Origin of the sequence: Knoellia koreensis, assembly GCF_013041615.1 — a bacterium.
GTDB classification, from domain to species: domain Bacteria; phylum Actinomycetota; class Actinomycetes; order Actinomycetales; family Dermatophilaceae; genus Pedococcus; species Pedococcus koreensis.
This window is the reverse complement of sequence record NZ_JABEPQ010000009.1, coordinates 25890-37100: the sequence shown is the minus strand read 5'-3', so window position 1 is coordinate 37100 and position 11211 is coordinate 25890. Positions and strand designations below refer to the sequence as shown.

The window sequence follows — 11211 nt, the reverse complement described above, 5'->3', positions numbered from 1 at the left end:
TCGACAACGCCCGGCGTGCCCGACTTGCCACCCGCCGAGAACACCGCCAGGATCACCCATGAGCACCGCCTCCTGGCTGGGTATTTCAACCGCCAACTGGTGCATTTACTCAGACGCACCTCGCTCAGCAGAACACGAGCAGTGCAGGGTTTGGGCTGCGGGCGGTGCAGTTCTCCCGCCTCACCCGCCGCGGCATCCTCCTCGGCCTCTCCCTCCCGCAACTCATCGCCCTCGCCACAGGCGTCCTCTCCATCGTCGGCGCCCTCTACGCCGGCGGCGGGATGCTGCTGGCCTGGACCGCACCCATCTGGCTCCTCTGCGCAGCCCTCGCTTGGACCCCGGTCGGGGGTCGGAAACTGGTCGAGTGGGTGCCCGTCACCTTCCGGTGGGTCGCTCGCACGCAGGCACGGCAGACGGTATTCCGGCGGCGGGTCGTGAAGCCTCGGCCTGCGGGGACGCTCGCTCTTCCGGGTGATGCGGCGTCGCTTCGGGAGTGGGAGGACCCGGAGACGGGGGCGGCGATGATCCACGACCCGCACGCGCAGACCCTTGCCGCGATCGTCGGCGTCTCACATCCCGCGTTCGTGCTCCTCGATCCCGGCGAGCAGGAACGCCGCGTCGCCACCTGGGGACGCGTGCTCGCCACCACCTGCCGGTCCGGGCGGATCGCCCGCCTGCAAGTGTGCGAACGCACCCTCCCTGACGGGGGTTCCGGGCTGGTCGAATGGTGGCAACGCCACGGCACCGATGACGGCTCCTGGACCTCCACCGTCTACCGGGAACTCATCGACCGTGCCGGTCCCGCCGGGGAACGCCACGCCACCACCATCAGCCTCGCCCTCGACCTCAAAGCCGCCGCCCGCCAAGTCCGCACGAACGGCGGCGGCATCAAAGGTGCCGCCGCCGTCCTGCGTCAGGAGATGACAACGCTGGTGACGGCATTGCGAGCGGCGGAGCTCACGATCACCGGGTGGCTCACCCCCGCACAGGTCGCGGTGATCCTCCGCTCCGCCTACGACCCCGCCACCGCCGCGATCCTCGAACGGAACACCGACATCGGCCGCTCCCTTGCAACCGCAGGCCCGGTCGCAGTCACCGAGTCGTGGGATCGGCTCAGATCGGATTCCGCGCACCATGCAGTGCTGTGGATCAGCGAGTGGCCGAGGTCACAGGTGTATCCGGGGTTCCTCGCCCCGGTGTTGCTGTCGTCAGGGATTCAACGATCGTTCTCACTGGTATGCACACCGATCCGGTCGGATCAGGCAGCACGCGACATCAGGAAGAAGAAGACCGAACTGATCTCAGATGCCGCGCAACGGCAGAAGATGGGGCAGATCGAAGACGCCTCCCAAACCGCCGAATACGGTGACGTACTCCAACAAGAAGCCGACCTCACCGCCGGCCACGGCGTCCTCCGCTACACCGGCCTCATCAGCATCTCCGCCCCATCTCCGGAAGAACTCGACACTGCCGTCGCAGCAGTCGAGCAGGCCGCCATCCAAGCCTCGTGTGAGACCCGGCGTCTCGTCGGGCAGCAGGCCCAAGCCTTCACCGTCGCAGCGTTGCCGCTGTGCCGCACCGTCTGAGAACGAGTAGGAGCCCGTCATGCCGACCTTCCAAAACCCAACCGTCGACGCGGCGGAAGCGTCCGAAGCGCTCCGAGGGCTCGCGCACGCCTCCCGCGTGTTCGAGGACCCCGCCGACACCTACACGGTGCTCGGTGATCTTCTCGCCGGGGTGCGCTCCCTCCGGCAAGTGCTCGACCAACTCGCCACCACCCACCTCACGAACCGGGTGCGCGCGCACGACGACGCCGGGGATCAGACCGCCGGTGCGACCTACGCTCTCACCGCGACCGAGGAACTGCAGCAGGCCGCGGCGCTGCTGGATGGGGTACACGACCGGGTGGATGCGGCAATGGCTGCCTCGGGGCGGATCGCCTGGCATCCCGCCCCCACAGCACCGGGGGCGATGTCGCGGTGGGTGAGCGTGGTGTTCCTGCAAGGCCAGGACGCCGACGAGGTGCTGACGATCATCGACCGCGACGGCACTGATGCGGCGATCGAGCACCTGGCCGGGTTCGACATGGGCGAGGAGACCACGCAGGCCGCGCTCGTCAACGGATACGTCTACGAAACCATCCCCACCGGCCCCCTCGACCACACCACCACCGAAGGCGTCTACACCCTGACCTACAACCACGACCACGGGCACGTATCCCTACTCCGCGCACACCCGGAAACACGAGAGCCGGATGCTCCGGCTCCGTCGGCGAGGACAACGCCGAGCCGTCCACCGTCGCGCAGGCACGCACCGATGGGCGAAGAGGAAGACGACTGGTTCGCACCGTCGCAGTCCTCGTCAGTGCCTCGGGGGCGAGCACTGTGAGCGATCGGCAGAAGCTCCATACCGCGGCGCTGGTCGAACCGGCCGGGGAACGCCGCAAGCAGCGGAGAGCACGCAAGCACGCCGCCGCGAAGATCGAGACCAACGCCCGCCGCACTGAGCAGGCGGCGGAGCGTGAACGGGTCGCGGCGGAGCGGGCCGAACGCCGCAACACCACCTACCTACCCGCCGCCGGCGAACCAGGGGTAGCGGCGTTGCGGACGCCGGGGCGGTTGCGGTTGCCGCGGCATCAGGACACGTCTGCGACGCTCGCGGGCGCGTACCCGTTCCTCGCCGAAGGCGGCCTCGGCGCCGACGGGGTGTTCATCGGCCAGGATCTCTACTCGGGCGGCTCATTCGTCTACGACCCCTGGACCCTCTACGCGCGTGGTGTCATCACCGCACCCAACATCGTCCTCGCTGGCATCGTCGGGTCCGGCAAATCATCACTCGCCAAAAGCCTCTATACGCGGTCGATCCCGTTCGGACGCCGCGTGTATGTGCCCGGTGACCCGAAGGGTGAACATACGGCGGTTGCGGAGGCCGTTGGCGGGCGGGCGATCGTCCTCGGCCATGGGCTCCGCAACCGCCTCAATCCGCTCGATGAGGGCCACCGCCCGTCTGGGGTGAGCGATGCGGAATGGGCGGCGCAAGTCGCGTCCCGCCGCCGGGAACTCATCGGCGCGCTCGCAGAGACCGTGCTGGATCGGGTGCTGTCACCGTTGGAGCACACCGCGATCGACCTCGCCCTGAGGGATACTGTCCGCACCGCTGACGTACCGATCTTGCCGATGGTGGTCGACCGCATCCTGAACCCCGATCCTGCGACCGACACGGATGGCCGGCTGGCGGAGGACGGCAGGCTCGTCGGCCACGCCCTCCGCCGCCTCGTAGCGGGTGATCTTGCGGGATTGTTCGATGGGCCATCGACGGTGCGGTTCGATCCATCGCTGCCGATGGTGAGCTTGGATCTGTCGCGGGTGGCGGAGAACAGCACATTGATCTCGGTGCTGATGACCTGCTCAAGCGCGTGGATGGAGTCGGCGCTGATGGACCCGAACGGCGGGCACCGGTGGGTAATCTACGACGAAGCCTGGCGACTCATGGCCTACCCCGCACTCCTACGCCGCATGGACGCACAGTGGCGGTTGGCGCGACATTACGGGATCGCGAACATGCTGATCTTCCACAAACTCACCGACCTCGACAACGTCGGCGACCAAGGCTCCGCGATGCGCGCCCTCGCGAACTCGCTTCTGGCGAACGCTGAGACGAGGATCATCTACCGGCAAGAACCCGACCAGCTCGGCGCCACCGCCGCAGCCCTCGGCCTCACCGGCACCGAACAGAAACTCCTCCCAGGACTCGGCACCGGGCAAGGACTCTGGCGCATCAAAGAACGCTCCTTCGTCGTCCAGCACCAACTCCACCCGGCCGAGCTCGCCGCGTTCGACACCACAGCAAGGATGAAGGGCTAAACGCTCGAGTTCAGGATTCCTGAACCCTGCTTCCGCGTCATTCCGCCAGTTTCAGCCGATCTGCGGGTCGTTATGAGGGTGCAAGTTCCCGCACCTGCCAACGCACTCGCGGTGACTGTCTCGGCGTGCTGGTTCGCACCTATCCCTCGATTGATACGCCATGACCGAGGGAGCAGCACTGATGGACACGATCAACGAGCTGGCAGCAGAGGAGCGCACTGCGAGGATCATCCTCTCGGTCGCGTCCGAACCGGGAGATGCGGTGACGGGGCGGATGATCCGCACCGTCGGCGCATCCGAGACCATCGCCCGCGTCCTCGCCGATCAAGTCCCGGTGGGGCCGGATGGTGACACCTGGCAGCGCCGCCTCGCACCCCGAATCGACGCGACGCAGACGCGACGGGTGCTTGCCGAGACGGAGCGGCACGGGATGCGAGTTTTGATCCCTGGCGATGCCGAATGGCCTGCCGGGATCGGTGCGCTTGGCGATCGTGCACCGGTGGCGTTGTGGGCGAAAGGCAACACGGGGCTGCTGAGCCGTCCGGTGTGGGATCGCCTCACTGTCACCGGCGCCAGGGCGTCCACCGGGTATGGGGAGCACGTCACGACGGAGCTGGTGCAGTCGGCAGTCGCCGACACCCGCGTGGTGCTCTCCGGCGGCGCGTATGGGATCGATGGTGCCGCGCACCGTGCCGCGCTCGCCTCCGGTGGTTCCACAGTCGCCGTGCTCGCGGGGGGCCTGGATCGGCCGTATCCGGCAGGGCACGCTGATCTGCTAACCCGGGTCGGCAAGGACGGGCTGTTGCTGTCGGAGTTGCCGCCGGGTGCGGCGCCGACGAAGTGGCGGTTCCTGCAACGAGGCCGGCTTCTCGCGGCGCTCTCCGGCACCGCCCTCATTGCGGAGGCCGGGTATCGTTCCGGCACCCTCCACACTGTTGCCCGCGCCGCAGAGCTCGGCCGGCCGGTCGGGGCGATCCCTGGCCCGATCACCAGCGCATCGTCCGCGGGGTGTCACCGGCTGCTGCGTGATGGCCTCGCCACGGTCATCACCGGGTACGACGATGTGCGCAGCCTCCTCGACGGGGTGCGGGATGGAGCTCATCGGGCCGTGCGCCGCACCGCGGGGCTCGAGGCCGCCCCCCTCGACACCCCGACTCCCTCTGCTCAGCGTGAGGGGCCGAGCCTGGGCCGGTGAGGACGGTGGTGCACCTGGTGTGAAGGCGACCGGCTCGTGTCGCTGATGGACAACACCAGGAGGTATCTCGTGTCAGGATCACTCGCCCACATCACGCAGCCGGAGGCTGCGCCACCCAGAACGGGGGTACGGCGCTGGCTCTCGGTGCTGCTGGCCCTGTTCCTGCTGGCCGGGTCGCTCGCACTGAATGCGCCGCAGGCTCATGCGGGCAGTCTCGGTGTCGGGTACGACATCGGGAACGGGTTCCTCGGTGCCTACAACACCGACGTTGATGGCAGGCAGGCGTACTGCGCGGACCTCGATGCCGATTCACCGTTCGCGCAGACCTACGGGCCGGAGCGGATCACGTCACTGGATTCGCTGTCCCGGCAGCAGCTCGCGGAACTGAACTATGTGCTGGATCGGTGGGGGCAGTCCAGTGACCCGAATACGACTGCGGCGGTCGCTCTGTTCGTATGGTCGATCACGAGCGCCGGCACCTACAACTCCCACGGCATGTCAGGCGACATCTACTACGTCGGGCGGGCGCCAGCATCCGAGCGGGGCACGATCCTCGCGAACCTGGACATGATGCGCCAGAACGCCGCCGTCTACGCCGTCACCGACCCCTCACTATCCCTGAGCCTGGACATGACGGATCAGTACGCGGGCACCCTCACCGTCGCAACCCACCCCGCAGGACTCACCGGCACAGCGACCCTGTCGGATGCGATCTTCGCCGACGGTTCATCGGCACGCACGATCGGCGCCGGAACGCACCCGTTCACCGGCACCCCCGCAGACGGTGTCCCGTCCTACCGAATCGGCGCGTCGATGAACATCGCCGCGGCCGGGTACGGTGCCGCGCTCGATCTCTACACGACCCCCGGCGCGCAGCGTCTGATCGCCGCCGTCGCCGGGTCATCCACCGGGTTGTCGGCGTCGGCGGAGTCGCCGCTGATCGAGTTGGATTTCCAGCCGGAGATCACCACCCAGGTCGCCTCCCGCTACGTCAGCGAGGGTGATGCGTTCGTGGATGGGCTCACCGTGTCGGTGTCGAAGGGCACCTGGATTCACCTCGATGGTTCACCGATTGAGGTGACGGCGACCGGCACCCTGTATGGGCCGTTCAATGAGCAGCCCGCCGAAGCCGACACTCCACCTGCCGGAGCCCCGGTCGCAGGCGTCGAGACGGTGACGTTGACGGGTGCGGGGTCGTATACCTCGCCGGGCACGATCGTTGCGCCGGAATCGGGGTTCTACACGTGGGTGTGGAGCATCGACAAGGCCGCGCACGGTGAGAACGCGAAGTACCTCACCGACTCGTTCACCGACCGCTTCGGGCAAGTCACCGAGACGTCGGTGGTGCCGTTCCAGCCCGAAGCTGTCTCCCAGGCGGATCAGCGTCTCGCCGTTCCCGGTGATGCACTTACGGACTCGATCACCGTCAGCAGCGGCAATGGTGCGTGGTTGAAGAAGGACGGCGCGCACATTCCGGTGGTGTTCGAGGGCACCGCCTACCAGGTGCCCGGCACGCTGCCCCCGGCACAGAACACCGGCATCGACCCGAACGCGGTGCCGCTCGGCACCGTCACGGTCACCGCAGGCGGCCCCGGCGTGTACACGTCCCCACAGGTGGTTGCCCCGACGGGCGGGTTTGTGACCTGGGTGTGGGAGGTCAAGAAGTCGTCGCAGCCGGAGTGGGTGCGCGACTACCTCGCCGCCGACTGGGCCGACGAGTACGGAATCAGTGTGGAGACGACGTCGGTGCGGTGGCCGGTCACGGTGACCTCGCTGATGCGGGAGTACAACGTGCACCCCGGCGGACGCGCCTTCGATGTGATCACCGTCACCGGGTTCCCGGCGAACCACGGCGATTTCACCGGCGACGGCTACTGGAACGCCGACGTCGATGAACTCCATCACACCGTCTACGGACCCTTCGCGTCAGATACGGAACTCACCGATGATCTCGATCTCAGCGGTGCTCCGGTGTTGGCGGAGCTCACGACGCCGGCACGGAATGGGGTCTACAAGCTCGGGTACACGGATGAGGACAAGATCGTGCCGACCGAGCCCGGCTTCTACGTCCTCGTCACCACCTTCACCGGCGACGACCGGGTGCAGCCGTATGCGTCGTCTCCGGCGGATGTGCTGGAACGCTTCTACGTCCCACCCACAGGCACAGACATCCCCGTGACGGTGGTGACGCAGGCGACACCGGAAGCGTTCGTCGGTGAACCGTTCTCGGATGCCGCGCTCGTGCAGGGGACGAAGATTCCCGACGGTGCCTATCTGGTGTTCCGCGCCTACGGACCCCACCTGGCAGACGCTGGGGCCGTGTGTGAGGTGCCGTTCTACGAGAGCGATGAGATCCCGGTCACTCAGGCCGGTGTCTACCGTTCCGGCACCACCACCGTCACTGAGCCGGGGAATGTGTACTGGGTCGAATCCCTCTACAACGCCGACGGCAAAATCATCGCCGAGGGTGTGTGTGGTGCACCCGGTGAGACGACGGTGGTGAAGGAGCAGCCGGAGGACCTGATCGTGAAGACGAACGCCGTCCCCACCGTGCAGCTCGGTGATCCGGCGCATGATGTCGCCACCGTCACCGGCACCGTCCCCAACGGGGCACGTCTGGTGTTCGAGGCGTACCGGCAGGACAGTGACACCGCGATCTGCACCCCGGAAGAACTCGTCTTCACCTCCACCACGATTGATCTCGACGGGCCGGGTGAGTATCGCTCCGACGAGGTGATCTTCGACCGCGTTGGCACCTACTACTGGGTGGAGACCATCACCGATGAGGACGGCACGATCCTGCACCGTGGGGTCTGCGGCGCACCAGATGAGACCACCACCGTCACCGACACCCCGGAGGAGCCGGGCACGCCGGGTGAGCTTGCGCACACCGGCGGCGGGGGCTGGTGGCCGATCGGTCTTGCCGGTGGGCTGATCGCTGCGGTTACCGGTGGGGTGCTGCTGTTCGGGCGTCGCCTCGCGATCGCCCGCGACCGCGCCGGATACGTCCGTGACGAGGACCTGTCGTTCGAGGAGTTCAAGGCCCAGTTCGAGGGAGCAAAGGAGGACTAACCACAGGCTGCCGACCCGCCGACACCCCCAACCGAGGGCGGGTCGGCACGGGAGGGCACGAACCACCCCCAGGTTCGTGCCCTCCCACCTGCGTTCCGGGGGCGGTGCGGGCGCACCTGCCTGGCGACACCCCTGCACTCCACCGAGAGGAACTGCCCTGTGACGCCGAAGCCCCGCTACCGCCGCACCCACCCCGACCACCAACCCCCGAAAGCGCCGAAGCCGCCGAAGTCTGATGTGGGAGGGCCGGTCGTGGTGCCGGTGGTGGAGTTCACCATCACCGCTGATGGTGCGATGACGGTCACGGTCGACGGGGCGGCATATCTGCCGGAGCCGTTCGCTCCGGGGTGGCGGCGCGAAGCGTTCCCGACCATCCTCGACGCCCTCACCGCCCGATACCGGTCGCCGCTGCGCGTGCAGGTACACGAGGCCGATGGGTCAACGTTCACCGACATCATCACTCCACCCCGCGAACGCCCGACCCCGAAACCCTGGGACACCCCGGCACCGGTGGCTGTGGTTTCGCCTCCGGTGCGGGCCGCGCAGCCGGTGCTGCATCAGGTGGCAGGGGCAGGGTTCGTGCCGGGTGAGGATGTCGCCGTCGCGATCATCCACGCCCATACCGACGCCAGCAGCGACGGCACCGCCCGCACCCTCCTCACCGCAGAGCAGGCCGCGTTGGCGGTGACGGGTGAAGTGATCCTCCTCGGCCGCATCTCCGGCACCCTCAGCATCGGACGAATCCAATGAGCACGCCGCGGCAGGGTGGGGCGCTTGGGGATGAACTGGCGAACCTCGGCATCATCGCCCTCATCGCCGCCGCCGTCCTCGCCGTCATCCTCCGCGTCGCAGGCACGATCACCGCCTGGGTCACCGGGATCGCGCAGCCGGCGGGCGGGATCGAAGCCGGCCTCGGCGTGCTCCTGCACCCCGCAGACCCCGGCAGCGCGCTTGGCGCCGACGGGCTGAATCCGGTGGCGTACTGGGTCGTCGCCGGTGCTCTCATTGTCGCGGTCGGTAGTGCGGGGTGGTGGGTGTGGCGGTTCTTCCGTGAGCACGCACGGCAGACGAAGGTCGACCCGTACCGGATCGTCGGCATCGCCACCCGCACCGACGTCACGACCGCAGCCTCAGAGAAAGCACTGCTACGTCGCGCCGGGCAACTCCGCCCCTCCATCCAGCAGCCTGCTGTCACCGATGTCGGCTACCTCCTCGGCGCATCGAGGAATGTGGGCGTGTGGGCGAGCGTGGAGGACTCGATCCTGCTGATCGGGCCACCACGTTCGGGGAAGGGGCTGCATGTGGTCATCAACGCGATCCTCGACGCCCCCGGCGCCGTCGTCACGACCTCCACCCGCCCCGACAACCTCACCGCCACCTTGAAAGCACGAAGTGCGGAAGGGCGGCCGGTGGCGGTGTTCGACCCGCAGCACCTCGCCGAAGGCATCCCCGCAGGCTTACGGTGGTCACCGATCCGGGGATGCGAAGACCCGCTGACGGCGATGATCCGCGCCACCGGACTCGCCGCCGGCACCGGTCTCTCTGCTGGCGGTGTCGAGGGTGGGGACTTCTGGGAAGGGAAGACCCGAACCGCCCTCCAAGCACTGCTTCACGCCGCAGCCCTCGACCAGCGTGCGCCTGCCGAGCTGTTCCGGTGGACCCTCGACCCCGCCGCAGCATCCGATGCAGTCGCGATCCTCACCGGACACCCGAAAGCCGCGACCGGGTGGGCGGATTCGTTGCAGGCGATGATCGACTCAGACCCCAGAACCCGCGACTCCATCTGGCAAGGCGTGTCCCTCTCCCTTGCCGCCCTCGCAGACCCCCGCGTCCTCGACGCCGTCAGCCCCGGCCCCGAGGAACGCTTCGATCCGGAGGAGTTTCTGCGCAAGCGCGGCACCGTGTATCTGCTCGCGACAGGTGCGGGGGCGAACAACAGTTCCGCGCTGGTGTCAGCATTCGTGGAAGACCTCGTCGAAGCCGCACGCCGCCTCGCCGCACGCTCACCCGCAGCCCGCCTCGACCCGCCGCTGCTGCTCGCGCTGGATGAGATCGGCAACCTCGCCCCGTTGCCGTCGCTTCCGACGTTGATGGCAGAAGGTGGCGGTACGGGGATCACGACGATGCCGGTACTGCAATCGCTCGCGCAGGCGCGGGAGAAGTGGTCGGATAACGCGGCAGGCGCGATCTGGGACGCCAGCATTGTGAAGATCATCTTGGGCGGCGCATCCAACTCGCGTGACCTTCAAGACCTCACCACCCTCATCGGTGAACGCGACGAGATCACCGACTCCACCACCATCGGTGACCACGGCTCCCGCACCGCGCAACGCTCCATACGCCGGGTATCGATCATGCCGCCCGACGTGATCCGCACCCTCCCATTCGGCACCGGCCTGATCCTGCTACGCGCCGCACCACCGATCGTCGCGAAACTGCGTGCCTGGACGCGCCGCAAGGACGCGAGCGAGCTGCAGGGGCAGCGGCGCGTGGTGGAGGAGCTGCTGCAAACCGGCTCTCCGGCATCCGCGGGTGATGAGGGGGCGGTGGGCGCACCTGAGTGACAGAGCACCCCGACCGGGGGTGCCGCTGTCACGAGGAGGGTCCAATGGCTATCCACACGCAAGAGTCCCTGTCCGGGTTCATCGCTTCCGAACCGCACCTATCGTTCACCGAGAAAGGTGACGCGCGACTGTTCGTGAAGATCGGGCAGGAACACTACCGCCGCGAAGACGATGGCTCGTTCACGCAGACCGAGACCACCTTCCACGACCTCGTCGCGTTCCGGAAGACCGCCGAACGCGCCCACCAGCGCTTCGCGAAAGGCGACAAGTTCGTCGCCGAGGGCTACACCCACCACTACGACCGCACCGACGACACTGGGCAGACCGTCAAGGTCGAGGAGTTCGTCGCGAAGAAGCTCGGGCACGACCTCGCCCGCACCCGCTACACCGTCGACCGTCCCCGACGCACACCGGAAGCCGACTCACTGGATGCCGGGTTCGAGGACGCTGCACTGTCCACGGATGCTCGGCGTCGCGCGCCCGCTGGTGCAACCGCGGTCGGGAGGTGAGAGCGGAT

At 67.8% G+C, this 11211-nt stretch carries 8 protein-coding genes; all 8 read left to right on the top strand.

The features are described 5' to 3' along the window. Positions 1-155: 155 nt before the first annotated feature. The 8 genes from HJG52_RS20155 (at position 156) to HJG52_RS20120 (ending at position 11203) form a co-directional block, all read left to right on the top strand. Complete coding sequence (locus tag HJG52_RS20155; RefSeq protein ID WP_171245428.1) at positions 156-1586, top strand: SCO6880 family protein; 1431 nt, start codon at positions 156-158, stop codon at positions 1584-1586. 19 nt (positions 1587-1605) lie between these two features. Then, a complete protein-coding gene (locus HJG52_RS20150) occupies positions 1606-2388 on the top strand; it encodes a hypothetical protein (protein WP_171245425.1) in 783 nt (260 codons plus the stop codon). Next, on the top strand, positions 2385-3863 hold the full coding sequence (locus tag HJG52_RS20145) for an ATP-binding protein (protein WP_100814290.1): 1479 nt from the start codon (positions 2385-2387) through the stop codon (positions 3861-3863). The genes HJG52_RS20150 and HJG52_RS20145 overlap by 4 nt, the downstream gene beginning before the upstream one ends. A 181-nt stretch (positions 3864-4044) precedes the next feature. Beyond that, the gene (locus HJG52_RS20140) at positions 4045-5058 is read left to right on the top strand and encodes a DNA-processing protein DprA (RefSeq protein ID WP_171245424.1); all 1014 of its coding nucleotides are present in this window, start codon (positions 4045-4047) and stop codon (positions 5056-5058) included. 144 nt (positions 5059-5202) lie between these two features. Continuing rightward, the gene (locus HJG52_RS20135; protein WP_171245423.1) at positions 5203-8130 is read left to right on the top strand and encodes a hypothetical protein; all 2928 of its coding nucleotides are present in this window, start codon (positions 5203-5205) and stop codon (positions 8128-8130) included. Positions 8131-8289: 159 nt separating this feature from the next. Beyond that, a complete protein-coding gene (locus tag HJG52_RS20130; RefSeq protein WP_206071194.1) occupies positions 8290-8880 on the top strand; it encodes a hypothetical protein in 591 nt (196 codons plus the stop codon). Beyond that, on the top strand, positions 8877-10694 hold the full coding sequence (locus HJG52_RS20125; protein ID WP_171245422.1) for a type IV secretory system conjugative DNA transfer family protein: 1818 nt from the start codon (positions 8877-8879) through the stop codon (positions 10692-10694). Before HJG52_RS20130 ends, HJG52_RS20125 begins: the two co-directional genes overlap by 4 nt. 44 nt (positions 10695-10738) lie before the next feature. Further along, entirely contained in the window at positions 10739-11203 is a 465-nt protein-coding gene (locus HJG52_RS20120) for a single-stranded DNA-binding protein (RefSeq protein ID WP_100813449.1), read from the top strand. Positions 11204-11211: the final 8 nt, after the last annotated feature.

Coding starts and splice junctions, on each gene's coding strand:
- HJG52_RS20125 (WP_171245422.1), top strand. CDS start 8,877: ATGAGCACGCCGCGGCAGGGTGGGGCGCTTGGGGATGAACTGGCGAAC.
- HJG52_RS20150 (WP_171245425.1), top strand. CDS start 1,606: ATGCCGACCTTCCAAAACCCAACCGTCGACGCGGCGGAAGCGTCCGAA.
- HJG52_RS20140 (WP_171245424.1), top strand. CDS start 4,045: ATGGACACGATCAACGAGCTGGCAGCAGAGGAGCGCACTGCGAGGATC.
- HJG52_RS20120 (WP_100813449.1), top strand. CDS start 10,739: ATGGCTATCCACACGCAAGAGTCCCTGTCCGGGTTCATCGCTTCCGAA.